This is a genomic window from uncultured Thalassolituus sp. (genome assembly GCF_950066645.1).
Lineage (GTDB): Bacteria > Pseudomonadota > Gammaproteobacteria > Pseudomonadales > Oceanobacteraceae > Thalassolituus.
Genome location: NZ_CATMFB010000009.1, coordinates 59,111 through 82,462, shown reverse-complemented (window position 1 = coordinate 82,462; position 23,352 = coordinate 59,111). Strand labels below are relative to the sequence as shown.

At 53.6% G+C, this 23,352-nt stretch carries 20 protein-coding genes and 1 tRNA gene; 13 read left to right on the top strand and 8 right to left on the bottom strand.

Annotation, left to right across the window (positions count from 1 at the left end):
• Positions 1-49 precede the first annotated feature (49 nt).
• The 5 genes from clpX to Q1L85_RS09675 all read left to right on the top strand — a co-directional run bounded on the left by clpX (position 50) and on the right by Q1L85_RS09675 (position 6,264).
• A complete protein-coding gene (gene clpX, locus Q1L85_RS09695; protein ID WP_300432979.1) occupies positions 50-1,336 on the top strand; it encodes an ATP-dependent Clp protease ATP-binding subunit ClpX in 1,287 nt (428 codons plus the stop codon).
• A gap of 128 nt (positions 1,337-1,464) precedes the next feature.
• Positions 1,465-3,855: an endopeptidase La gene (gene lon / locus Q1L85_RS09690; protein ID WP_300432977.1), complete on the top strand. Its 2,391-nt coding sequence runs from the start codon at positions 1,465-1,467 to the stop codon at positions 3,853-3,855.
• A gap of 113 nt (positions 3,856-3,968) precedes the next feature.
• Positions 3,969-4,241: an HU family DNA-binding protein gene (locus Q1L85_RS09685; RefSeq protein WP_300432975.1), complete on the top strand. Its 273-nt coding sequence runs from the start codon at positions 3,969-3,971 to the stop codon at positions 4,239-4,241.
• A gap of 20 nt (positions 4,242-4,261) precedes the next feature.
• A tRNA-Asp gene (locus Q1L85_RS09680) sits at positions 4,262-4,338 on the top strand.
• 105 nt (positions 4,339-4,443) lie between these two features.
• Positions 4,444-6,264 (top strand): SurA N-terminal domain-containing protein, encoded by a 1,821-nt coding sequence (locus Q1L85_RS09675; protein ID WP_300432973.1) that lies wholly within the window; start codon positions 4,444-4,446, stop codon positions 6,262-6,264.
• A gap of 60 nt (positions 6,265-6,324) precedes the next feature.
• Here Q1L85_RS09675 and Q1L85_RS09670 read toward each other — a convergent pair whose 3' ends face one another.
• Genes Q1L85_RS09670 through Q1L85_RS09660 form a run of 3 tightly spaced genes read right to left on the bottom strand, consistent with a single transcriptional unit; the run spans position 6,325 to position 10,196 of the window.
• The gene (locus Q1L85_RS09670; protein ID WP_300432971.1) at positions 6,325-7,119 is read right to left on the bottom strand and encodes an enoyl-ACP reductase; all 795 of its coding nucleotides are present in this window, start codon (positions 7,117-7,119) and stop codon (positions 6,325-6,327) included.
• Between the two features lie 19 nt (positions 7,120-7,138).
• Positions 7,139-8,617 carry an ABC transporter substrate-binding protein gene (locus Q1L85_RS09665; protein WP_300432969.1) on the bottom strand — a complete coding sequence of 493 codons (1,479 nt, stop codon included), beginning with the start codon at positions 8,615-8,617 and terminating at the stop codon, positions 7,139-7,141.
• Positions 8,604-10,196 carry a LysM peptidoglycan-binding domain-containing protein gene (locus tag Q1L85_RS09660; protein WP_300427279.1) on the bottom strand — a complete coding sequence of 531 codons (1,593 nt, stop codon included), beginning with the start codon at positions 10,194-10,196 and terminating at the stop codon, positions 8,604-8,606. The genes Q1L85_RS09665 and Q1L85_RS09660 overlap by 14 nt, the downstream gene beginning before the upstream one ends.
• A gap of 74 nt (positions 10,197-10,270) precedes the next feature.
• Between Q1L85_RS09660 and Q1L85_RS09655 the strand changes: the two genes are divergently transcribed.
• The 5 genes from Q1L85_RS09655 to Q1L85_RS09635 all read left to right on the top strand — a co-directional run bounded on the left by Q1L85_RS09655 (position 10,271) and on the right by Q1L85_RS09635 (position 14,581).
• The gene (locus Q1L85_RS09655; RefSeq protein ID WP_300427280.1) at positions 10,271-11,050 is read left to right on the top strand and encodes a class I SAM-dependent methyltransferase; all 780 of its coding nucleotides are present in this window, start codon (positions 10,271-10,273) and stop codon (positions 11,048-11,050) included.
• Positions 11,051-11,059: 9 nt separating this feature from the next.
• Positions 11,060-11,494 (top strand): ribonuclease HI, encoded by a 435-nt coding sequence (gene rnhA / locus Q1L85_RS09650; protein WP_300427281.1) that lies wholly within the window; start codon positions 11,060-11,062, stop codon positions 11,492-11,494.
• Positions 11,491-12,198 carry a DNA polymerase III subunit epsilon gene (gene dnaQ, locus Q1L85_RS09645; RefSeq protein WP_300427283.1) on the top strand — a complete coding sequence of 236 codons (708 nt, stop codon included), beginning with the start codon at positions 11,491-11,493 and terminating at the stop codon, positions 12,196-12,198. Before rnhA ends, dnaQ begins: the two co-directional genes overlap by 4 nt.
• Positions 12,199-12,321: 123 nt before the next feature.
• The gene (locus Q1L85_RS09640; RefSeq protein WP_300427284.1) at positions 12,322-13,953 is read left to right on the top strand and encodes a hypothetical protein; all 1,632 of its coding nucleotides are present in this window, start codon (positions 12,322-12,324) and stop codon (positions 13,951-13,953) included.
• Positions 13,940-14,581, top strand: a complete 642-nt coding sequence (locus Q1L85_RS09635; RefSeq protein ID WP_300427286.1) for a multidrug transporter — start codon at positions 13,940-13,942, stop codon at positions 14,579-14,581. The genes Q1L85_RS09640 and Q1L85_RS09635 overlap by 14 nt, the downstream gene beginning before the upstream one ends.
• Positions 14,582-14,635: 54 nt before the next feature.
• Here Q1L85_RS09635 and Q1L85_RS09630 read toward each other — a convergent pair whose 3' ends face one another.
• Entirely contained in the window at positions 14,636-14,950 is a 315-nt protein-coding gene (locus tag Q1L85_RS09630; protein WP_300427288.1) for an SCP2 sterol-binding domain-containing protein, read from the bottom strand.
• Positions 14,951-15,198: 248 nt separating this feature from the next.
• On the opposite strand from Q1L85_RS09630, the gene sohB reads away from it, so the two are divergent.
• Both sohB and Q1L85_RS09620 read left to right on the top strand, forming a co-directional pair.
• Positions 15,199-16,257 (top strand): protease SohB, encoded by a 1,059-nt coding sequence (gene sohB, locus Q1L85_RS09625; protein WP_300427290.1) that lies wholly within the window; start codon positions 15,199-15,201, stop codon positions 16,255-16,257.
• A gap of 11 nt (positions 16,258-16,268) precedes the next feature.
• A complete protein-coding gene (locus tag Q1L85_RS09620) occupies positions 16,269-17,261 on the top strand; it encodes a YhdH/YhfP family quinone oxidoreductase (protein WP_300427292.1) in 993 nt (330 codons plus the stop codon).
• 5 nt (positions 17,262-17,266) lie between these two features.
• On the opposite strand, the gene Q1L85_RS09615 is transcribed toward Q1L85_RS09620, so the two are convergent.
• Genes Q1L85_RS09615 through Q1L85_RS09605 form a run of 3 tightly spaced genes read right to left on the bottom strand, consistent with a single transcriptional unit; the run spans position 17,267 to position 20,591 of the window.
• Entirely contained in the window at positions 17,267-18,427 is a 1,161-nt protein-coding gene (locus Q1L85_RS09615) for a cation:proton antiporter (protein ID WP_300427293.1), read from the bottom strand.
• A gap of 60 nt (positions 18,428-18,487) precedes the next feature.
• Positions 18,488-18,934, bottom strand: a complete 447-nt coding sequence (locus tag Q1L85_RS09610) for a DUF934 domain-containing protein (protein ID WP_300427295.1) — start codon at positions 18,932-18,934, stop codon at positions 18,488-18,490.
• Entirely contained in the window at positions 18,918-20,591 is a 1,674-nt protein-coding gene (locus tag Q1L85_RS09605) for a nitrite/sulfite reductase (RefSeq protein ID WP_300427296.1), read from the bottom strand. Before Q1L85_RS09605 ends, Q1L85_RS09610 begins: the two co-directional genes overlap by 17 nt.
• Before the next feature lie 242 nt (positions 20,592-20,833).
• Between Q1L85_RS09605 and Q1L85_RS09600 the strand changes: the two genes are divergently transcribed.
• Positions 20,834-22,531, top strand: a complete 1,698-nt coding sequence (locus tag Q1L85_RS09600; RefSeq protein ID WP_300427297.1) for a GMC oxidoreductase — start codon at positions 20,834-20,836, stop codon at positions 22,529-22,531.
• Between the two features lie 35 nt (positions 22,532-22,566).
• On the opposite strand, the gene Q1L85_RS09595 is transcribed toward Q1L85_RS09600, so the two are convergent.
• Positions 22,567-23,340, bottom strand: coding sequence for a glycerophosphodiester phosphodiesterase family protein (locus Q1L85_RS09595; protein WP_300427298.1), 774 nt, complete (start codon positions 23,338-23,340; stop codon positions 22,567-22,569).
• Between the last annotated feature and the right edge of the window lie 12 nt (positions 23,341-23,352).

The following is a 23,352-nucleotide window of genomic DNA, read 5'->3' as shown; positions in this document are numbered from 1 at the left end:
AAAAGTACCATCTTTGGGACATCAGAAAGTAAAATTACGAGGCAGTCGAATGACCGACGAAACAAAAGGCAAAGGCGAAGACGGCGGTAAGCTGCTCTACTGCTCATTCTGCGGTAAGAGTCAGCATGAAGTCCGCAAGCTTATTGCCGGCCCCTCGGTGTTTATCTGTGACGAGTGTGTCGATCTCTGTAACGACATTATCCGTGAGGAAGTACAGGAAGCCGAGAACAAGGGAAGCTCTGACAAGCTGCCAACTCCACAGGAGATCAAGGCGACGCTGGACGAGTATGTGATTGGCCAGGATAAGGCAAAAATCACGCTGGCGGTGGCGGTATACAACCACTACAAGCGCCTGCAGCACGACAGTGGCAAGTCAGGTGTTGAGCTTTCCAAGAGTAACATTCTGCTCATCGGTCCTACCGGTAGTGGTAAAACCCTGCTGGCCGAGACCCTCGCACGACTGCTGAACGTGCCGTTCACCATTGCAGACGCGACCACGCTGACAGAAGCGGGTTACGTTGGTGAGGACGTCGAAAACATCATCCAGAAACTTCTGCAGAAGTGTGATTATGATGTTGAGAAGGCCCAGCGCGGTATCGTTTATATCGATGAGATCGATAAGATTTCACGCAAGTCCGACAACCCATCTATCACTCGCGACGTGTCGGGTGAAGGTGTGCAGCAGGCGCTGCTCAAGCTGATCGAAGGTACTGTTGCGTCTGTTCCCCCTCAGGGTGGGCGTAAGCATCCACAGCAGGAGTTTCTGCAGGTAGACACCGGCAATATTCTGTTCATCTGTGGTGGTGCATTTGCCGGGTTGGATAACATCATCCGTGACCGTTCTGAGAAAAGCTCTATTGGCTTCTCTGCGACGGTGAAGGGCAAGCAGGAACAGAAATCAGTTGGCCAGGCGCTGCGTGAAGTAGAGTCCGGAGATCTGGTTAAGTATGGCCTGATCCCTGAATTCATCGGTCGTCTGCCGGTGGTTGCGACACTTGATGAGCTCGACCGTGATGCGCTGGTGCGTATTCTTACTGAGCCGAAGAACTCTCTGGTGCGTCAGTACCAGCGCCTGTTCGATATGGAAAATGTCGAGCTTGAGTTCCGCGATGCTGCGCTTGATGCGGTAGCGACTCTGGCAATGGAGCGGAAGACGGGTGCACGTGGTCTGCGTTCAATCCTGGAAGCGGCTCTGCTCGATACTATGTATCGCGTTCCTTCTGAAGAGCATGTGGCAAAGGTGGTTATCGAGGATACAGTTATCCGCGGTGAAGCAGAGCCAATCATGATTTACGAGAGTAATGATGTCGGGCGCGTGTCGCCGGATGATGACTGATCGTTTTGACTGAATCATGCTGACAAAAGGAGCCTATGGCTCCTTTTGTTATTTCCGTCCCTTGTAAAATCATTCTGCCGTCCCCAATATCAGTAATAAGCGTCATCAAATTTTCATCAGGTACCTATATGTCACGTGAAACTCTTCCCCTGTTGCCGCTGCGCGACGTTGTTGTCTTTCCTGCGATGGTCATCCCACTTTTCGTAGGTCGTGAGAAATCTATTCAGGCCCTCGAAGAAGCGATGTCTGGCGACAAGCGCATTATGCTGGTTGCTCAGCGCGATGCGGCGGATGATGCGCCAACCCTTGAGGGGATGCACGAAACGGGTACGGTTGCCACCATACTCCAATTGTTGCGCCTGCCAGACGGTACGGTGAAAGTGCTGGTTGAAGGTGAGGTTCGTGCGCACCTTAACGAGCTGATCGACGAAGAAACCATGTTTCGTGGCGATGTGACTCTGCACGCCGAAAACGATATGAGTGAGCGCGAGAATGAGGTTCTGCTGCGTTCACTGACCGGGCATTTCGAACAGTACGTTCAGTTGTCGAAAAAAGTACCCAGTGAAGTTCTCTCTACCATCTCCTCGATTGAAGATGCCAGCCGTCTTGCCGACACTATTGCTGCACACATCTCTCTGAAGCTGGATGAAAAACAGCACGTTCTGGAAATGCTTGAAGCGAAAGATCGCGTCGAGCATCTGATGGAGGTGATGGAATCTGAGATTGATCTGCTGAAGGTCGAGAAGCGCATTCGTGGCCGTGTTAAGAAGCAGATGGAGAAAAGCCAGCGCGAGTACTATCTGAATGAGCAGATGAAGGCGATTCAGAAAGAGCTGGGTGATCTTGAGGATGGTACCAACGAATTTGAAGAGCTGAACAACCGCATCGAAGCTTCCGGAATGTCAAAAGAAGCGCGCGAAAAGGCGGAATCAGAACTCAAGAAGCTCAAGATGATGTCTCCGATGTCTGCAGAGGCCTCGGTTGTCCGCGGTTATCTGGACTGGTTGATCAACCTGCCGTGGAAAAAGCGCACGCGGGTTAATAATGACATCAGTAATGCACGTGACATCCTTGATGCCGATCACTTTGGCCTTGAGGAAGTGAAAGAGCGGATTCTCGAATACCTGGCTGTTCAGAGCCGGGTGAAGAAGGTTCGCGGAGCAGTTCTGTGCCTTGTCGGGCCGCCAGGGGTAGGTAAGACGTCTCTGGGTAAATCCATTGCTCGTGCGACCAATCGTAAGTTTGTTCGTATGGCGCTGGGTGGTGTCCGTGATGAGGCGGAAATCCGGGGGCATCGTCGCACCTACATCGGCTCGATGCCGGGCAAACTGGTGCAGAAAATGTCTAAAGTAGGCGTGAAAAACCCAATGTTCCTGCTCGATGAAATTGACAAAATGGGCATGGATCATCGCGGTGATCCGGCGTCAGCACTGCTTGAAGTGCTGGACCCTGAACAGAACACCGCTTTTGCGGATCACTATCTGGAAGTCGACTACGATCTGTCGGATGTGATGTTTGTCTGTACGTCTAACAGTATGGATATTCCAGGGCCTCTGCTTGATCGTATGGAAGTGATCCGTATTCCGGGATACACCGAAGACGAGAAAGTGAATATTGCCCGTCGCTACCTGTTGCCTAAGCAGGTAAAGCTGAACGGTCTGAAAGATGGCGAAATGGAGGTCTCTGATGACCGCCTGCGCGAGATTATCCGCTACTACACGCGGGAAGCTGGTGTGCGTGGCCTTGAGCGTGAGGTGGCGAAGCTGTGTCGCCGCGTCGTAAAAGCAAATATGCTTGAAAAGACACATGCGCGCCGTGAGATCACAGAAGAACTCCTTCAGGATTACCTGGGTGTTCGTAAGTTCTCCTATGGTCTTGCGGCCAGTGATAATCAGATCGGTCAGGTAACCGGTCTTGCGTGGACCTCAGTCGGTGGTGAGCTTCTTACGCTCGAAGGTGCGGCGACACCGGGCAAAGGGCGCATCATTAAGACCGGTAAGCTGGGTGAGGTGATGCAGGAGTCGATTCAGGCGGCATTCACCGTCGTGCGCTCGCGTGCTGCCGGTCTTGGTATCGCGACGGATTACTTTGATAAGCATGATCTTCACATCCACGTGCCAGAGGGTGCGACACCTAAAGATGGCCCAAGCGCGGGTATTGGCATGGTGACGGCACTTGTCTCTGTAATAACCGGTATTCCAGTGCGTGCTGACGTCGCGATGACAGGGGAGATTACTCTGCGTGGTAAGGTGCTCGCGATCGGCGGATTGAAAGAGAAATTACTGGCTGCGCATCGTGGTGGAATCAAGACGGTTGTCATTCCGAAGGAAAATGAAAAAGACCTTCGCGACATTCCTGATAATATCAAAGCCGACCTGCAGATCCTGCCGGTTGACTGGATTGATGAAGTGCTGGATGTTGCTCTGGAAAGTAAGCCAGAGGACGTAATTGGTGAAATTTTAGCCACTGATGAGACTAAGTCCCAAAAAGATGACACCGGGCGGCCAAGTACCCACTAAGGTCGCTTGACGGTCTGGGGGGTAGTTGGTATAAATCATCGCTCTCAAGTTTCTGTGGCGATCATCCAGTCGCACAACAAAACTAAGTATATGGATGCTATAAGGGGATAAGTGTGAACAAGTCTGAACTGATTGATGCTATCGCAGCTTCTGCTGACCTGCCTAAAGCTGCAGCTGGTCGTGCTCTGGATGCAATGATCGAGAGCATTGGCGGTGCTCTGAAAGAAGGTGACCAGGTTGCTCTGGTAGGTTTTGGTACCTTCATGGTTAAAGAGCGTGCCGCTCGTACCGGTCGTAACCCTCAGACAGGTGCGCCGATCGAAATCAAAGCGGCAAAAGTACCAGGCTTTAAGCCAGGTAAAGCGCTGAAAGACGCTGTCAACTAAGACAACGTTTTTAGGGTTTTGGACCGGTAGTTCAGTTGGTTAGAATACCGGCCTGTCACGCCGGGGGTCGCGGGTTCGAGTCCCGTCCGGTCCGCCAGAATAAAAGCGCATCCCTGATGCGCTTTTTTCGTATGAAAGCACGATAACAACATCCAGGCCGATCATTCGGCAGGCCGGCAGCGCCGGGCCTAAGGGAGGAAACATGTTACAGACCATGCGTGATAATGCGCAGGGCCTCGTCGCCAAGATCATTGTTGGCTTTATTATTTTCGTATTTGCAATCTGGGGCGTCGAAAGTATCGTCACTCTGGGTGGTGGCGAGAAGCCAGTCGCTACAGTCGGTGACTACGAAATTTTTAAAACTGATGTTCAGCGTAAGGTAGATGAGCAGAAGTCAGAGTTGCGTCGTCAGTTCGGTGATAACTATGACGAGAATCTGTTTAACGAGAAATTTCTCGAGCAGTCTGCTCTTGAACAGTTGATTAACGAAAAAGTGGCTCAGACCCAGGCTGAAGAGCTGGGCCTGTATGCCTCCAGCCAGGTAATCGACCAGATTATCCGCACGACTCCTTCTTTCCAGTCTGAAGGTAAGTTCGACCCAGAACAGTTCCGCCTTGTACTGCGTATGAACAACCTCTCTGTTGTTCAGTATCGCTCGCTTCTCGCAAACAGCATTAAGCAGAACCAGGTGCGTGCAGCGTTTATGCTGTCTACGATTGAAACACCGTTTGCGGTTCAGTTTGAGGAGGCTCTCAATAATGAGCAGCGTTCTTATTCTTACGCTGCTGTGAATTCTGCTGATCTCGAATCTTCTGTGAACCTTTCTGAAGAAGAAATTGAGTCAGCTTATCAGGCGAACATTGATCGCTACCGTACACCTGAAAAAGCGCGCATTAAGTATGTGCTCCTGGATCGCCAGGGTCTGATCGCGAAACAGGAAGTGACAGAAGAAGATCTGGAAATCGCGTACGCAGACTACCGTGATGCCCAGGCTGAACGTGAGCAGCGCGCAGCCAGTCACATCCTTTTTGAAATTGGTGAATCGCGCACAGAAGAGCAGGCGATGGCTCTGGCGGCTACAGCGAAAGCCCGTATTGATGCGGGCGAATCCTTCGCTGCCGTTGCTGCAGATGTTTCTGAAGATGTAGGTTCAGCAGCCGATGGTGGCTCATTGGGTATCAATGGTCGTGGTGCATTTGATCCGGCGTTTGATGATGCTCTGTTCGCTCTGCAGGAAAAAGAAGTCAGTGGCCCTGTTGTGACTGAATATGGTGTTCACCTGATCCGTGCCGACCAGATCATTCTGCCTGAGGTTCCAGCAATGGACGAAGTTCGTGATGAACTTACTGCTGCTGTTAAGCAGGAAAAAGCAGGATTTATTTACGCCGAACGCATTCAGGATCTTGAGAATCTGGCTTACTCATCCACTTCGATTGATGACGTGGCAGAGGCTTCCGGTCTTACTGTTCAGGAAAGCGATTTCTTCACTTTCGAAGAAGGTCAGGGCGTGACAGATGATGCCGAAGTTCGTTCAGAAGCCTTCCAGGACAATATGAAACTGGACCGCGAGGTAAGTAAGGTTATCGAAACGGAAATGGGCGCTGTGGTGTTTGCTGTGTCTGAATTTGAAGACGCACGCGCACGTCCACTTGAAGAAGTGCGTACGGTTGTCGTTGCACGCCTGACTAAAGATAAAGCGCTTGAAGCTGCCAACGATAAAGCGAAAGCGATTCTAGCCGGCGAAGCAGCGGACTGGAAAACCGCGAGCGGTACACTCCGTCAGGCAACTGATGCGCCTCGCGCTGTTCACCAGAAGGCCTTTGCGTTAACTGAAGGTGGCAGTGAAGTGGTTAAAACAACCACCGGCTATGCCGTTGTGAAAGTTGATGCTGTGGATCGTAAGAGCTGGGAAAATATGGCTGCTACCGATGCAGGGACCGATCAGGTCCGTAACCAGAATGCCCGCGATGACATGATCAGCTATCAGGCCTGGTCTAAGGCAAATACAGCGATCGAGCAGTGATGCTTTGTTGCAGATAAAAAAAGGCGGCTTTATTAAGCCGCCTTTTTTTATGCCTGATGTTCAGTCTTCCATTTCATCCAGGCTCATGGCACAGGTATTGAAACCACCGTCGACATAAACATTCTGCGCAGTGATGCCCGATGCCATGTCTGAGCAGAGAAAGACGGCAGAGTTCGCAACTTCAGCCGCAGTAATATTTCGCTTCAGCGGGGCCCGCTCTGCGTTTTTCTTAAGCATTTTCCGGAAGCTTTTAATACCGGAAGCAGCAAGCGTTTTAATTGGTCCGGCCGAAATCGAATTGACACGTATGCCTTCTGGTCCGAGAGAGCCGGCCAGGTAGCGGACGGAGGCTTCAAGGGAGGCCTTAGCAAGGCCCATTACGTTGTAGTTGGGGAGTGTCTGTTGCGACCCGTGATAAGTCAGCGTCAGCAGTGCTCCGTTTCTACCTTCGAGCATCGGTCTGGCGGCCTTGGCGAGCGCTACGAAACTGTAGGCGCTGATGTCATGAGCGATCCGGAAGCCTTCGCGCGTTGTGATGTTAAGGTAATCCCCGTCCAGCTCCTCAGCAGGGGCAAAGCCTACCGAGTGAATGATGATATCAATCCCGTCCCAATGCTTGTTCAGCTCGGTGAACACCTGAGCGATTTCTTCATCTGAAGAAACGTCGCAGGGAAAGCAGAGATCAGACTCCCACTCTGCAGCCATTTTTTTTACCCGTTCACCCAGTTTCTCACCCTGAAAGGTAAAAGCGAGTTCAGCGCCTTCCCGGTGAAATGCATCCGCGATGGCGTAGGCAATGGAGTGTTTGCTGGCAACACCAACGATCAGTGCTTTTTTTCCGCTGAGAAGTCCCACGTTGTGGCTCCTGTATCTGTTATTTTTTCGGGTAAATCTTAATCGCCGGCGGAGTTTCTCCTTCGCGGCGTTCGGGTTTGTCCATCATTGCTGCGCGCTCTTTCCGGTTAATGCTGAACAGCCCTCCGTAGATCACATCAAAGGGGGCAAGCAAACCTGCTGGCGACAACAGGGGCGTCTCAGGGAGCATGATCCACTCCCAGAGAAGATAGTGATAATAGGAAATGTGGGGTAGTGCAGCAACGGCTCCGTGATCTGGGACAGTGCTCAGTGTCCGGCGTAAGGCACTGTCTGCCTCTGCGGTGTCAGCCTCTGCACTGATGAGTACTGCCTGATAGCGGTTGTCCTGCAGTCGCCGTATCAGTGATGACGGCGGTTCGGCAACGAAACCCGGGTGGCTATTCAGCATGCTGTAGCGTTGAGTCGCAGGGTAGTGGAGCGTAATGCCGCCAGTCGTTATTTCGGGGGTGTCAGCATGGTCGGGCGCCAGTAGGGAAGTGACCGTGCGGATCAGAGCCTGTTGTTCATCCGGACTGACAGAGGGTGAAAATACAATGCCCTGATGCCTGTCTGGACAGCCCGGGCAGTCTACCCTCCGTATTTTGTATTTCTGAGTCAGAAGTCGTGCCCAGCTGGCCTCAGCGGTCGCAGGGTCGGTGGTGGACAGTGCGTCCAGCTCGCCATTGGCAAACGCTTTAAAGCTATCTTCAGAGCTACGGAATAATCGTATTTCGGTGGGGTGGAAGCGGTATTTCAGGAAGCGCTGCTTGTCCCCCCACCAGTCCTTTACGCGCTTAAACGATGCGTACTGAAATTCAAGCTCCTCCGGCTGATACGCTCCGGTAACGGGTGGCGGTGTCCGGTCGAAGTCTGCTGGCCAGCGCAGCAATGAGCGATAAAAGTGCGCCGGAAGGGGGCGCAGACCGGTCACTGTTTCTGGCGGCGAACCCGCCGTGTGTACCAGTGCGAAGTATTCAGGGTCGTAGATGATGATTGCACTGATGTGTTGCGTCAGTTGCTGTCTCTGATACGGCGTGCCATTTTTCTCGTCAGTGAGAAATTGTAGGGTGTAGGCGATGTCGTTGCTGGTGACGGGGATGCCGTCGGACCAGAGAGCATCATCATCAATATGGAAATAAGTGATGCCGGCCTGTTCATCGCTGTACCACCGATCAGCGAGGATTGGGATCAGATGATCTGTCACAGGATGACGCGCCAGTAGGGGCAGGCTCAGGGCTTCGATTGACTCTGAAATATCATTGGGGGTTGCTGGGCCAAACCGCCGCCATGAGGGCGTGATGTGGTGCACAAGCGTCGAAAAGCTCCCCCCGTTACGCGCTTTTGCTGCCCAGGGCTGCTCGGTGTCGGCAGATTCCCAGGGGATGGCATGCAAGAGGGAGCCAGATTGGTAACTGACGCTGATGCTACCTTCAGCCGCTGCGCTCAGCGTGAAAAACAGACCGATAAGCAGCCAGAGGGCAGACTCAGCGCGTAACATTCACATACAGGGTCAGATTCTGACCGGGCTGCAGGTATTTGCTGGCGACTTCCGCGACATTCCAGCGGCGTATATCTTTCAGGCTCACATTGAAGCGGTCGGCAATGGCCGCGAGTGAATCACCTTTACGCACCTGATAATGGACTTTGCGGATGACTTCCCGGTTGGCGCTCCGGTTTTTCGACCAGATCACCAGCTTCTGGCCAATGCGCAGTGGGTCTGTGGGAGCCATGGCGTTCCAACGGGCCAGTTCGCGTACAGACACGTCGTATTCCTGCGCAATTTCCCAGAAACTGTCGCCGGCACGCACGTAGTAGTCGACGCGGGAAGATGACCCACTAGGCTTCCGGGTCTGCAGCTTTTCCGTTCTTTTTGCGAGGCTGAGGGTATATTCGCCCTGACTTTTGTGCGCCGAGGGGATCATGAGCTGCTGACCTGCGTAAATAACGCTCGAATTCAGATCGTTTGCGATCTGCAGGGCATCCGGTGTTGTCTGGAAACGCTTGGCAATCAGATTCAGGCTGTCACCACTGCGAACGGTGTAACGTTGCCAGCGGACTCTGTGCTCGGGCGGCAGGCTTTTCAGGTTTTCGGCAAATGTATCGGCATTGTTGAGTGGGACAAGCACTTCATGGGGGCCGGCAGGGTGTGTTGCCCAGCGGTTGAAACCCGGATTCAGACGATAGATCTCATCCAGGTCTGCACCTGACAGCTCTGCGACCTGAGCGAGATCGATCTGCCCGCCGGTTTCAACCACGGCAAAGTAAGGCTCATCCGGAAGTTCTGGCCAGACAATACCATGTGCTTCGGGGTCGAGCAGCAGCTTGGCCAGGGCAATCAGTTTAGGGACATACGCCCGGGTTTCGCGCGGGAGATCCAGTGCCCAGAAATCGGTCGGCAGTCCTTTTTCGCGGTTGCGTCGGATGGCTTTCCGTACCGTGCCTGCTCCGGAGTTGTAACTTGCCAGCGCCAGCATCCAGTCGCCGTCAAACTGCGCCTGCAGGCGGTCCAGATACGTCAGTGCAGCATCGGTCGCCGCCCTGATATCGCGACGGCCATCCTGCCACCAATCCTGTTTCAGACCATAGGCTGCACCGGTTGATGGAATAAACTGCCACACGCCGGACGCGCGTCCGTGACTGTATGCAAATGGATCGAATGCGCTCTCCACTATAGGGAGCAGGGCCAGTTCACCCGGCATATTGCGCTCTTCAATCTGAGTAATGATGTAGTGCAGATAGCGCTCGCCGCGCTCAGATACACGGTTAAGATACGACTGATGAGATGCGTACCAGCGCAGTTGGCTGGCTATGCGGGGGTCTTCAACGGTTTCGTCGAGCATAAAGTTATCCCGCACCCGTATCCATAGGTCGCGTGACTCCTCAGGGGCTTCTGCAAGCTCTGGTGCAGTTTCTTCCTGTGCCGGTTCCGGTTGGCTGGCCAGCGCTTCTTCAGCCGGTGTCAGCTCAATGGCGTCCGGTTCTGTAGCTGACGGGGAGTAATGATCTGACGAGCTGGTCTGAAAGTGGCCGCAGGCGGAAGTGAACAGAGCGAGCACACATACTGAAAAATACTTCATAAGGGGTACAATGAGACTGCAAATGCTGTCAGTCTAATTAGCATATCCTGTGCCCGCAAGGCGAAAGACGTCAGATGAAACACGCGCATCGCATAAAAACAGACACTCAGAAGAATTGGCTCGACCGTCGGGACACTCAGCGCCTGATGGCCCTTGAGGCTGGCTGGCTGTCTGAATGGGTTGATCATCTCTATGGCTGTCACATGCTGTACGCCGGTGTTGATGCCGAACCGAAGTTTATGCGCAAGTCCCGGATTCAGCATTGTTTCAGGGTTGGCCTGCCATGGCAGCGGGATCTGGTGGACGTTCAGGCACAGATTCAGGATGCCGCTTGGCCGTTTGCGGATGAATCGCTGGACGTGGCTATCCTCCAGCATGGGTTGGACATGACCAATCGCCCACACCAGATGATCCGTGAAACGACACGGTGTCTGGTGTCTGGTGGCTATCTCATCGTGGTTGGCTTTAATCCGGGATCCTGGTGGGGTGGGATGCGTTGGTTGCGGACCCTCTCGGTTGAACTGCCATGGATCGCAAATCCGGTCGCGCCGGCGCGCCTTGCAGACTGGCTGACGCTGCTTGATTTCCGGATTGAAAGTATCAGCACGGGGGCTCATCTGTGGCCGCTGGGGCTTGGCTCAGAAACACTGAGTCGCAGAGTGGATCGCGTACTGGCCGGGAATCAGTGGGTGCCGGGAAATGTGTATGTGCTGGTCGCCCGCAAGACGGTCGCAGGCATGACAAAAATTCGCTCACGTAAACGATTTTCAAGCCCGCAGGGGCTTGGTTTTGCTGTGCCTGCTGTTCGTGAAGTTGCACGGGAGCTTGCGCCAGCATCAATGAAAAAGAACTGAAGATAGAGAATGAAAGTAGAGTTATTTACCGATGGTGCCTGCAAGGGGAACCCGGGCCCGGGTGGTTGGGGTGCGTTGCTGCGGTACGGTGCCTCTGAAAAAGAGCTGTTTGGTGGCGAGGGCGAGACGACCAACAACCGGATGGAACTGATGGCCGCCATCGAAGGGCTGAAAGCTCTGAAACGACCCTGTGAGGTAGTGTTGACCACAGATTCTCAGTACGTCAAACAGGGGATTAATCAATGGTTGGCTGGCTGGAAGCGCAATGGCTGGCGAACCGCTTCTAAGCAGCCGGTTAAAAATAAAGACCTCTGGCAGGCACTGGACAGTGAGTGTCAGAAACATACGATTGAATGGCGCTGGGTAAAGGGCCATGCCGGTCATGAGGGGAATGAGCGGGCGGACCAGCTGGCCAACCGTGGAGCAGAAGAGGCAGGTCGATGAGACAGGTGGTACTGGATACCGAAACAACGGGTATCGGTGAAGGGCACCGGATTATTGAAATCGGGTGTGTGGAAGTGATTGAGCGTAAGCTCACGGGTCGGCATTACCATGTCTACGTTAATCCGCAGCGCCCGATTGATGAAGAAGCCGCAGAGGTTCACGGCATTACCAATGAGTGGCTGGAGGAGCAGGGCGCGCCCGTGTTCGCTCAGATTGCTGATGATTTCCGGAATTTTATCTCGGGTGCCGAACTTGTGATTCATAACGCGGCGTTTGACGTCGGCATGATGGACGCAGAGTTCTCACGCCTGAATCTTTCTCCAACGCGCGATTTCTGTGGTGTTCTGGACACCCTGCTGCTGGCCAGGGATATGCACCCGGGTGCCAGAAACAGTCTTGATGCACTGTGTAAACGTTATGGTATTGATAACAGCCACCGGGAACTTCACGGGGCATTGCTCGACTCGGAGATCCTTGCTGATGTTTATCTGATCATGACGGGCGGCCAGACAGATCTTGCGCTGGCTGATGAGAGCGATTCAGAAGACGGTGAAGTTGAGCTTGATCTTGGTGATGTTCAGGTTGAAGCCAGTAATCTAAAAGTGATCCGCGCCAGCGCAGACGAGGTTACTGCGCATGAGGCGTTTCTGGATCTGATAGATAAGAAGAGCGAGGGGGCTCTCTGGCGTAAACCGTTGGCATAGCGCGGTAATTGATAAACAACTATTGCTGAAATGTGAATTGACGCAGAAAACGCGTCGCGATTTCGTATTACAGTCAGTAGAATGAATCGCGACTCAGAACAATAACGATAGACGGTGACACCTTTGACAACAGGAAGTGAACTCTCCCAGTTTGCAGCTTCTCTGCACGTAGTGCGTGGTGAAATTGATCACGCACTCGACCATGCTGCAGTGCAACTGGATAATTATTCCGGCGATGGGGACCTGGAAAACCTGCGGGCTTTTCTGGAAGAAATACGCCAGTTGCGTGGCACCTTCAAAATGATGGACTTCCGCGCGGGTGAACGTCTGTGTGAAGAACTGACCGAAACTGTCCGTCGAACTCTCAATGAAGGAATGTCTCCCTCTCTGCTGGATGTCTGTACGCAGGCGATTATCTATATAAAGCGCTACATCGAGTTTGTGCTCAGCGGTCAGGCCGTTGCACCCTCTCTTCTCGTTCCTACTATCAACCTGGTGCGACGCGAGCGGCAGGAAAAGCCGCTCCCTGAGGGATACTTCTTCGTTAACAATCTTCGCCCGAAGGTGGAGGCGCCTGCAGCTGTCGCAGGTAAGCCACTGGCGTTCCGTAAAGTCCGCCAGATGGTGCAGCTTGGTTTGCTGGGGATGATACGAAGTGCCGGGCGACATGGCCCAGTGCAGGTGCTCGTGCGAGCACTGTCGCGCGTAGAGGTCGCCAGCCGGGGGACCCCATCATGGTCGTTCTGGGATCTGGCATTGAATGCGGTAACCGCGCTCGGGCAGGAAAGTTTTGAGCTGACCCCGCAGCGAATCGTGCTGGTTGGTCAGCTGGATCGCATGATCCGTAAACTGCAGGAAACCTCCGGGCAGTCCCTGCAGCAGAAAGCGCCAGACTGGCTACTGAAAGAACTTCTGTATCTGGTTGCTCTGGCAGAACCAGAAACCGATGGCCTGAAAGCACTGCAGGCGAGTTACCATATTCAGGGGCATGTCACTGAACGTGCTCTGGCACGTTCGCGACAGAATCTGGGTGGCCCGGATCAATCTGCGCTCCTGTCGTTTGCCCGTGCGCTTCAGGATGAGATCGATGCTCTGAAAGATCTAATCGACCGCAGTCAGCGGAACCCTGACTTTGCGACGACGAAAGAAGACCTGATCGAACGGATGGAGCGTATTTCGGATACGCTTCTGATGGTTGATATGAATGAAAGCTCGATGCGTGCCGATGCTGTTATCCGTCATCTGCGCGAAGGAAACTCAGAAATTAATCTGCTGGCGGATGACATCATCCGGATTGAACAGGATGTCCATGCGCTGACGCAGAGTAACCGGTTGGTGGATGAAAAACTCGTTGATCCTGTCACGTTGAGAGAAGCCACGATATCCGTGATTGCGGAATCCGTCAGTGCGCTCATTATGGTGAAGCGTTCGGTCGCATCATACGTTGATACCAACGATAAACTGCACGTTAAGAATGTGTCCAAAAGTCTTCACGATGTCAGTGGCGCGGTGGTATTCCTGGAAAAACCAGAGCTGCGTGAACTGCTCCTTGATCTTGAGGATTTTATGGTGCGGAATGTTGTCGAAACTCATACAACACCGCTTGAGAAGGATCTGGATGCCTTCGCCGATGCTGTTACAGCAATCGAGTACTACATGGATACCTACGATAATCCATCTGCAGGCGGACGCGATGCGCTGAAGATGGCGGAGGAAAGTATGGCTCAATTGAGAGAAGGATATGCTGCAGGCTAGCCTGACGTTTGGTCTGTCACTCGCGATTATTATTGCCCTTGTTGTGGTTGCTCTGTTCTGGCGCCACAAAGGCTGGTTTGCGCAATGGGTACGCGGGACTTCCGGTTTTATCATGCTGGCGGTCGCTGTCTGGCTGGCGTTTATTACCTGGGACCTGTGGTCATACCGCAGTCTGGCGCAGGAACATCCCCTCACCACGGTTACCATCTACAAGCTGTCGGATCAGGAATATGACCTGACGCTTGTTGATCCGGAAGGCGGCGAATCCCGCTACGTGATTAATGGCGACCAGTGGCAGCTGGATGTCCGTATGTTGGTGTGGAGTGGCCCGCTGACGTCACTGGGCGCAGAACCTCTGTACCGCCTCGATCGGCTCTCGGGCCGTTATCTGTCACTGGAACAGGAACGAACAGGCAAGAGAACCGTGTATTCACTTGCGGACTCCCGGGGCTTCGATGTCTGGAGTTGGTTGCGTGACTTTGATCTGTGGTTGGATGCTGATTTCGGCAGCGCGGTCTATATGCCATTGACCAATGGCGCTGTGTACAGCGTCACCCGTTCAGCCAGGGGGTTGGTGGCGCGTCCTGTCAATGATGCGGCAGAAGATGCGGTTGCGGGGCAGTGGTAATACAGAGAGACATAAAAAAAGCGGCCATTGGCCGCTTTTTTTGTGCGATGCATATTAAGCAGGGAAGAGTTCGCCCAGCTTAGTTGCCAGCATCATGTCACCTTCAACGCGCAGCTGACCAGACATAAACGCCATCATGCCGTCCAGGTCGCCAGACACGATACCCTGCAGGGTTTCGCTGTTCATGATCAGAGTTACGTTAGGATCTGCAGCTTCGCCAGCAACAACTTCACAGCTACCGTCTTTAACGATCAAGTGGTAAGTGTCAGCATCTTCGATGTTGAACTGGAATACCAGATCCAGACCCTCAGCAGCAGCAGGGTTAAACTTTGACTTCATTTGTTCGATGAATTCAGCAGCAGATGACATAAAGATATCCTTCAGTTTGCTTACTTAGTTGACGAGCTGGCGACACATGTCGTCATGCCAGCACAGATAAACGTCTCAAAAGACTGCGTCAACTGTATGTTTCAGGTCCTGAGGTGTCAACGAAATTTCGAACGATTGTTTGAAAATCGCCCACCTGTCAGGTTGTATGTGGGATTGCGCTTGCTCCGCCCCGTGGTTCCGTTATGCTGGACGACCTCATTAAAAGAACCGGATAAAGGAAAAATTTCGTGGAGTTTCTGGCGGATTACGGCAGTTTCCTGTTGAAAGTGGCCACCCTGGTGGTTGCTGTACTTATAGTTGTGGGCGGTATGGTCGCGATTGGTTCGCGCCAGCGTCGGGATACCTCAGAAGGTGAACTGAAGATCCGCAAGCTGAACGAAGAGCTGGAAGATCACAAAGAGCAGCTTCAGAACGCATTGAGCACAGAGGCTGAACTTAAAGCGCTGGAAAAACAGCGCCGCAAAGAAGAAAAGGTGAAAGCCAAGCAGGAGAAGAAAGAAGCGACCCGGCCTGAAGTTCAGCCGCGCAAACGCCTGTTTGTTCTGGATTTCAATGGCGATATCCGCGCCAGCGATACCGAACTGCTGCGCCGTGAAATAACCGCGGTACTGACCATGGCAGGCAAAGACGATGAGGTCGTTGTCAGGCTCGAAAGTGGCGGGGGAATGGTACATTCCTATGGGTTCGCATCCTCTCAACTCAAGCGTATCCGCGACAAAGGCATTCAGTTGACCGTCTGCATTGATCATGTTGCCGCAAGTGGTGGTTATATGATGGCCTGTATCGCAGATCGTCTGGTGGCAGCTCCCTTTGCCATCATTGGTTCCATCGGCGTAGTTGCTCAGCTACCCAACTTCAATCGCCTGTTGAAGAAAAACGACGTCGATTTTGAATTGTTCACGGCGGGTGAATACAAGCGCACGGTTACTATGTTTGGGGAAAATACCGATAAGGCCCGTGAGAAGTTTCAGTCTGACCTCGAAGACACCCATGATCTTTTCAAAAATCACGTTCGCCAGTTCCGCCCCCGGGTCGACATTGAAGCGGTCGCCACGGGTGATATCTGGTACGGCAGTCAGGCCATTGACCATCGTCTGATAGACGAGGTGGGTACGAGTGACGACTATCTTGTCTCTGCGTGTGATAAAGCGGATGTCTACACCGTGAGTTACGAATACCGGAAAACGCTGCAGGAGCGCCTTGGGCTTGCCGTGCAGGCAGGTTTTGAACGCGCTGCCACACGTTTGTTGACCGTGTTTCACAATCAGATGCAGAGCAAAGGCTAACGGGAGGAATTATGAGTTTTCTGGCATACCGGGTTGAAGAGTCCGGCAAGAGTACAACAGCCGCCTGGGTTGAGAGAGAAGAAAGCGATCTGCCAGCAGGGGATGTACTGATAGACGTTCAGTTTTCTTCGGTCAATTACAAGGATGCTTTGTCAGCGAGCGGCAACCGTGGTGTGACTAAAGAGTTTCCTCATACCCCCGGCATCGATGCTGCGGGTGTCGTCATCGAAAGCTCTGACCCCGCATTTAAGGCCGGGCAGGAAGTGGTCGTTTTCGGCTACGACCTCGGCATGAATACCGAAGGCGGTTACGGACAGAGAATCCGCGTGCCGGCCTCCTGGGTTCTGACTCTTCCTGCGGGGCTGACGCTGTCTGAGTCCATGGCGTGGGGTACCGCAGGATTTACCGCCGCTTTGAGTGTTCTGAAGCTGGAACGTGCGGGTATCAGTCCTGATCGCGGCCCTGTGCTCGTCACCGGAGCTACCGGCGGGGTGGGGTCTGTTGCCGTCGCTCTGTTGGCGAAGCTCGGTTATCAGGTGGTTGCATTGTCGGGCAAGCCAGAAAAATCTGACTGGCTGACTGAGTTGGGTGCGGCAAAAATCGTCGATCGTGAGACCGTGCTTGCAGCGAAAGGCAAAGCCATGGCCAAGCCCCTGTATCAGGCGGCAGTCGACACCGTGGGCGGTGATATGGTGTCTGCGATCATTCCGCAACTGATGCCTGAAGGTGCGGTGACTACCTGCGGCATGATTGCTGGCATTAAAGTCGAAGCCAGCGTTTTTCCGTTTATTCTGCGGGGCATCAGCTTGCTGGGTGTTGATTCTGTCGAAATACCACTCGTGGACAAGCAGGCAGTATTGAATCGTGCTGCTAACGAATGGAAACTCGGGTCGCTGTCCCACATGACGACCGAGATTGGTCGTTCAGGCCTCGCTGATGTACTGGCCGCTGTTCTTATAGGACAGGGCGTTGGTCGGTACCGTCTGGACCTCAATAAGGCCTGACGTTTCTAATCTCTCCGGAGCCGGTCGCTGACTGCGATCGGGTTCGGATAGTTAAACACGACGATATAGCTCGATATGACAAAGGTGATGATGGCCGTCGCCTGAATCAGCAGTGATGCCCGTTCACTCAGTAAGGCACTTTCCAGCGCAACAAAACCGATAAGCAGCGAAAATTCGCTGATCTGGCCGAGTCGGAAGCCAACATCCCATGCCAGTCCAGAACGCTCGCTGAAGCGCCCCAGAAGTACCCTGAAGGTAATGGGTTTGAGGATAAGAACCGCAGCGGCCAGCAGTCCGGCGCCAAGTAATACATCCCCCAACATCCCCAGGTTGACCCCTGCACCAAGCGTGAAGAAAAACATCACCAGAAAAAAATCGCGCAGGGGCTTAAGACTGATCGCCATAAACTGAGCAATCGGGCTGGTGGCCAGCGTCACGCCCGCAATGAATGCACCGATTTCTTCGGAAAGACCGATCGCCCGTGCCCCTTCCGCGACAGCCAGGCACCAGCCTATCGCCATGATGAAGAGGTATTCCTGATAGCGGTCAAACCGGCTGATCAGAGGCAGGAGAATCATTTTAACCACCAGATAGCAGCCACCAACAAGAAGCGGCAGGGCGACGAATGGCTGCCACACCGGAATGTCCGATGTACCTTGCATAACACCCAGCAAAATGAGTGTAAGGATGGCAATAACATCCTGAATAAGTAACAGGCCGACCATAAGCTCGCCACTGTGCTTGTGGTGCAGCACCGTGGTGGGAAGAAGCTTAAGCCCGATGATGGTGCTCGAGAACATCAGCGCCAGGCCGACAATCAGGGCATCAGTCTGGCTGTACCCCAGTGCCGAGGTAATGCCGAATCCACAGGCAAAAAACACCAGAGAGCTGGCCAGTGCGACCAGAGTCGCCTTTCTGAGAACGGCGATCAGGGCCGAGGGCTGCATGTCCAGGCCGAGCAGGAATAGCAGGAAAATAATACCGATGTGAGCCATGTCATTGAGGGCGTCGGGGTGCTCAATCCAACCCATTCCGAATGGGCCAGCAATGGCGCCGAGAGCGATATAAGCGATCAGGACAGGCTGACGTGTGTAAAGTGCGATGGTCGCCAGTACAAGCGCACCAGCAAAAATCAGAAAGAAAGAAAATACAATATCCTGCGGCATAACAATCCCCAACTCCAGCTTAGAGAGTAAGCCACAGAAGGGGATTGCGCCATCAGAACATCAGTTCAGGCGACGGCGGAACAGAGGACGCTGATCATTCGCGTCATTCTGATAAGGAGCAGTAAAGGTGGAGAATGCAGCAATCGCATCCTCGAGAACCTGATCTTCACGGAGCGCGTAAGTGTCAAAACCGCAACGCTTCATAAAGAAAAGCTGATCGATCAGAACGTCGCCAATCGCACGCAGTTCACCTTTGTAGCCATAGCGCTCACGCAGCAGGCGCGCAGCAGAGTAGCCACGCCCATCAGTGAACTTAGGAAATTCAATGCTGATGCGGGCGAAGTTGTCTGCATCTTCACCGAAGAGATCGGCCGTCTGGTCGCTGGTCAGCACCAGTTCCAGTGACTGTCCTTTCAGTGACGCAGAGTTTTCCTGCCACTCACTCAGAGTCACCTGGGTCAGTTCGGTGTCCTGGATCAGGCCTGTGGTATTAATCAGCTTTGCCATATACGGCCTCCTTGAATGGGGTGTGGCCAATACGGCGGTATGCCTCAAGGAAGGTTTCTCCCTCATGGCGACTGGTAACATAGAAGTCGAGAATCTTAGCGATCACGTCAGGCATCGCATCACGGGCAAATGACGGACCGAGAATTTTACCCAATGAGGCGTCGTCGGCCTTGTTGCCACCAGAGTTGCCCCCGAGAGACACCTGGTAGAACTCTTCACCTTTCTTATCGACACCAAGAACACCGATGTTACCAATGTGGTGGTGACCACAGGCATTCATGCAGCCGGAAATGTTCAGGTCGATGTCGCCGAGATCCCATAGGTAATCCAGATCTTCGAAGCGCGCCTGAATGTCTTCAGCGACGGGGATCGATTTCGCGTTCGCCAGTGCACAGAAATCACCGCCCGGACAGCAGATCATATCGGTCAGCAGGCCCAGTGTGGGGGTTGCCATGCCCAGAGCTTTGAGTTTCTGCCACAGTGCAAACAGTTCAGCCTGTTCAACATCGGCCAGAACCAGGTTCTGCTGATGAGTAGAGCGCAGCTCACCGAAGCTGTATTCGTCCGCGAGGTCGGCAACTGCATCCAGTTGTTCTGCGGTTACGTCACCCGGTGGGGTACCAATCTGTTTCAGGGTCAGAGTGACAACTGCGTACCCGGATTTTTTGTGAGCACGGACGTTGCGCTCCAGCCAGCGGGCAAACGCTTTATTGTCGCTGCGGGCTTCGACCAGTGCCGCGGGCTCATTTTCAAGCGCCTTGTACGCAGGGTCGGTGAAGTATTGCTTAACTCGCTCAAGCTCAGCCTGAGTCAGCTTGCCTTCGCCTTCTTTGATGCGGTTGAACTCTTCTTCAACCAGCTCACGCATACGATCAATACCCAGTGCTTTCACCAGGATTTTAATGCGGGCTTTGTACTTGTTGTCACGGCGACCAAACTGGTTGTACACACGGATGGTGGCGTCCAGGTAGGTCAGCAGATCTTCTTCCGGCAGGAAAGCACAGATTTCTTCGCCCAGAATTGGGGTACGACCCAGACCACCACCGACAAGAACGCGATAGCCAACCTCGCCAGCATCGTTTTTAACGATATTGATGCCGATGTCGTGCATCGCGATAGATGCGCGGTCTTCACCAGGAACTGAGTTAACCGCAATTTTGAACTTACGCGGCAGGAAAGCAAATTCCGGGTGGAAAGTAGACCACTGACGGATGATTTCGCAGTAAGGGCGCGGATCGACAACTTCTTCAGCAATGACACCGGCGTATTCGTCAGTCGTCGTGTTGCGGATACAGTTACCACTGGTCTGCACTGCGTGCATCTCAACTTCAGCAAGATCAGCGAGGATCTGCGGGCATTGCGACAGTTCTGGCCAGTTGAACTGGACGTTCTGACGTGTTGAGAAGTGCGCATAACCTTTGTCGTAGGTGCGGGCGACATAGGCCAGCTTGCGTACCTGCGCAGAGTTCAGGGCACCGTATGGTACAGCGACCCGCAGCATAGGGGCATAGCGCTGTACATAAATGCCGTTCTGAAGTCGCAATGGCAGAAATTCTTCTTCAGAAATTTTGCCATCCAGATAGCGCTCCATCTGCCCTTTAAACTGGGCAACACGCTCGTTCAGCAGTTGCTGATCGTACTGATCGTATACGTACATAGTGATCCGGTTGCTAAAAATTAGAGTTATAGATTGTCAGGCAGCACTCTACCGGAACTTTCTAATCCCGAAAATCAGAAAATATCTATTACTCTTATCGGTTTTCCTGATGGTTTACTGCGTGTTTAGCGCGTGATGAGCCAGTTCTTATCCGATCAGGGATAAAGGCCACCCATCTTGTCCTGGAGGAGGGTAAAGTGGTGAGCAACAACGACAGCAATAAAAATAACAGGAAGTAGATTATGTCTGAATCGAACCGTTCGAAATCACCACAGGGGCCGGTGTGCAGCCGGCGTGCATTCCTTGGCCGTTCCGCAATGACAGCGGCTGCTGCGGCGGGGGCGACGACGGTCAGTCTGTCCGCGTTTTCGCCTTCGGCCCGCGCGGGCTGGTTCGATAAAACTGTGCCTGCGACTCCTCACGAACCGACTCAGATTGCCTCTTTTTACACCGCCATCACGGTTGGCAGTGGCTACGGTTCGGCTGTCACGGCCCTGCGTCTTGGTGAGGCGGGTGTGAGCACCCTGATGATAGAGATGGGGCAGCTCTGGGATCAGGCCGCGTCTGACGGCAAAGTGCATTGCGACATGGTTTCTCCCGATGCGCGGGCCATGTGGTTCAAAGACAGAACCGAAGCGCCTGTGGCGAACATCATGGGTCTTCCTCTGGTGGATCGGAATATTGACCAGTATCCGGGCGTGCTGGACACCCTCAACTACGACAATATGTCGGTCTATGTCGGCCGCGGCGTTGGTGGGGGCTCATTGGTCAATGGTGGTATGGCCGTCGTGCCGAAGCGGGAATTCTTCGAGGAAATACTGCCGGATATCAACGCTGATGAAATGTACGACAGCTGGTTTCCTCTCGCTAACCGCATGCTGCGCGTAAACTCAGTAAGTGACGCGGTTTACAACTCAGATTACTACCAGTTCAGCCGCAGAGCGGAAGCCTGTGCGCATAAGGCCGGATTCCGGACGGCAGATGTTCCGAATGTGTATGACTTTGAGTATATGGAAGCCGAAATTGCAGGGAATGCAGAGCCTTCGGCTACGGCGGGCGAGGTGATCTACGGCAACAACTTCGGTAAGCAGAGTCTGGATAAAAACTACATACCGGAAGCTCTGGGGACTGGGCACGTGACTCTCAGAACCATGACGCGGGTGGTGGGTATCCGCCAGGATGCGAATGGTATCTACCTGCTGAATCTTGAGACTATTGATGCCTCAGGCACTGTCACTGAGCGTCTGGAGGTCAGCTGTCAGTATCTGTTCCTCGGGGCAGGGACGATGGGGACCACCGAGCTTCTGATGCGGGCCCGGGATACTGGCACCTTACCCGACCTGAGTGATCGCATCGGTCAGGGCTGGGGGAATAACGGCAACTTTATGGTGTCGATTGCTAACCCGGTCTGGAACACCACGGGGGCCCGCCAGTCCGGAATGCCCGTCAAAGGGATTGATAACTGGGATGATGAAGACGCTCAGGTGTTTGCCGAAATAGCGCCGTTTCCGGCCGGGATTGAAACCTTCACCAGCCTGTTTCTGGCGATTACTAACAACCCTGAACGTGGCTATCTGACGTATAACCCGGACGCTGACCGGGTGGAGCTGAACTGGAGAGCGGACCAGACACAGCCTTCCTTCGACGCTGCCAAGAAAGTTTTCGACCGTTATAACAAGGCGAACTACAGCCGGTACCGCCGGGGCTTGTTTAAGGGCAATCAGCCCTATGCCGATTTCTTTACTTATCATCCGCTCGGAGGGTGCATTCTGGGAGAGGCGACTGACTACTATGGGCGCCTGAAGGGATATCAGAACCTGTATGCGGTCGATGGGTCGCTGCTACCCGGTAATGTGGGTGTGAACCCCTTTATTACGATTACTGCACTCGCCGAGAGAAATATCGCGACGGTTATCCGCGAAGACCTCGGACTCAGCTAAGAAATCCGCGGGGCTTTCCGGCCCCGCCACAACCGCTATCTGGCAACAGGCGTTGCGTTCAGAATGAGGCGCTCCGGGTAATCTGTGAACACCGCTTTCACGCCACTGCGATAAAGCTTCTGAGCGGTTTCAAAATCATTCACTGTGTAGCAGGCCATCGGCGTGCCAGCGGCATGGATGTCCCGGATGATCGCTTCCTCAAAGAAGTCAGCCGCGAAATGCAGACCTGTTGCCCCTGTTTCATCAAGGCGGTTGCGCCAGTCACGTGGAATGGCCTCGACGTTCAGAGCCCGGGTGAAATCCGGAAGGAACTCACGCGCGGCATAGAGTGCGTGTACGTTAAAGCTCGACAATAACAGGGTGTGACTAAAGGGCACCTGCTTCAGAGCCTCCCGCATCGCCCATACCGTCTCAGTTTCCCGACCGATGGTGGGTTTTATCTCGATATTGAGATTCAGGCAGAGTTCATTCGCAAGCGTCAGCAGATCCGTCATCGTGAGAATCCGCTCACCCGCATAAAAAGGCGAGTACCAGCTGCCCGCATCCAGACCGGCCAGTTCCCGGGCCGTTTTCTGAATCAGCAGCCCACGACCATCGGTGCAGCGATTAACGTCAGAGTCGTGGAAGACAACTGCCACGTTGTCGGAGCTGATCGCGACATCGACTTCCGCCCACGTTGCGCCAAGTTCGGCCCCTTTTCGCAGCGACGCCGCCGTATTTTCAGGCGAGTGACCACTGGCACCGCGGTGTGCAATGACTGGTGATAGCTGGTCATAGGCTGTTGCGGTCAGATTCTGGCTTCCGGACATTATGTGGTTCCG

Bases quoted from the DNA above. Each gene is read 5' to 3' on its own strand.
- Q1L85_RS09635 (WP_300427286.1), top strand. From the start codon at position 13,940: ATGCTGCAGGCTAGCCTGACGTTTGGTCTGTCACTCGCGATTATTATT.
- clpX (WP_300432979.1), top strand. From the start codon at position 50: ATGACCGACGAAACAAAAGGCAAAGGCGAAGACGGCGGTAAGCTGCTC.
- Q1L85_RS09660 (WP_300427279.1), bottom strand. From the start codon at position 10,196: ATGAAGTATTTTTCAGTATGTGTGCTCGCTCTGTTCACTTCCGCCTGC.
- Q1L85_RS09605 (WP_300427296.1), bottom strand. From the start codon at position 20,591: ATGTACGTATACGATCAGTACGATCAGCAACTGCTGAACGAGCGTGTT.
- Q1L85_RS09595 (WP_300427298.1), bottom strand. From the start codon at position 23,340: ATGTCCGGAAGCCAGAATCTGACCGCAACAGCCTATGACCAGCTATCA.
- dnaQ (WP_300427283.1), top strand. From the start codon at position 11,491: ATGAGACAGGTGGTACTGGATACCGAAACAACGGGTATCGGTGAAGGG.
- Q1L85_RS09675 (WP_300432973.1), top strand. From the start codon at position 4,444: ATGTTACAGACCATGCGTGATAATGCGCAGGGCCTCGTCGCCAAGATC.
- Q1L85_RS09610 (WP_300427295.1), bottom strand. From the start codon at position 18,934: ATGGCAAAGCTGATTAATACCACAGGCCTGATCCAGGACACCGAACTG.
- Q1L85_RS09655 (WP_300427280.1), top strand. From the start codon at position 10,271: ATGAAACACGCGCATCGCATAAAAACAGACACTCAGAAGAATTGGCTC.
- Q1L85_RS09600 (WP_300427297.1), top strand. From the start codon at position 20,834: ATGTCTGAATCGAACCGTTCGAAATCACCACAGGGGCCGGTGTGCAGC.
- lon (WP_300432977.1), top strand. From the start codon at position 1,465: ATGTCACGTGAAACTCTTCCCCTGTTGCCGCTGCGCGACGTTGTTGTC.
- Q1L85_RS09630 (WP_300427288.1), bottom strand. From the start codon at position 14,950: ATGTCATCTGCTGCTGAATTCATCGAACAAATGAAGTCAAAGTTTAAC.
- rnhA (WP_300427281.1), top strand. From the start codon at position 11,060: ATGAAAGTAGAGTTATTTACCGATGGTGCCTGCAAGGGGAACCCGGGC.
- Q1L85_RS09665 (WP_300432969.1), bottom strand. From the start codon at position 8,617: ATGTTACGCGCTGAGTCTGCCCTCTGGCTGCTTATCGGTCTGTTTTTC.
- Q1L85_RS09620 (WP_300427292.1), top strand. From the start codon at position 16,269: ATGAGTTTTCTGGCATACCGGGTTGAAGAGTCCGGCAAGAGTACAACA.
- Q1L85_RS09615 (WP_300427293.1), bottom strand. From the start codon at position 18,427: ATGCCGCAGGATATTGTATTTTCTTTCTTTCTGATTTTTGCTGGTGCG.